Below are 413 nucleotides of genomic sequence, written 5' to 3'. Positions count from 1 at the left end.
ACGGGGAATTTTTCGCCGTCCCTAGAGGAAATACCCGTAAGGAATGTCAAGATGTCGATTGCCAGACTTTCAGCGTCTTTTACGTTCTTCATAATCACAAACGGGTCAAGAAGTCCTGCATTGTCCTTGTCGCTGGTAAGGTTTACGATATTGATTTCATGGGCTATCTCTGGGAGCGTTTCTTTCCAGTTGCCACGCTCACTTTTAGGGTCTAAGATAACCGCTTGTCCCCCAAAGAGAACCGAATAATATACCAGAAGATTGTTACAGAACGACTTCCCACCGCCAAGCGAACCGACAAAAGCAGACGCTAAAGCGTTGGTAACTGTACCTTTCACACCTTGACTGGCAAGGGACGGTTGCAGGTACACATTTCTTCCCGTATCAACGGAATAGCCCATATAGATACCCGT

Annotated in this window: 1 protein-coding gene; it reads right to left on the bottom strand. The window is 46.7% G+C overall.

The features are described 5' to 3' along the window. Positions 1-413, bottom strand: a 413-nt coding sequence (locus tag LJD34_RS16215; protein WP_227360389.1) for an ATP-binding protein, incomplete at both ends; no start/stop codon positions are given.

It is taken from the genome of Faecalibacillus sp. MSK20_93, from assembly GCF_020589945.1.
GTDB lineage: Bacteria > Bacillota_I > Bacilli_A > Erysipelotrichales > Coprobacillaceae > Faecalibacillus > Faecalibacillus intestinalis.
Note: the sequence above shows the minus strand (reverse complement) of the source record. Positions and strands in the feature narration are given on the sequence as shown.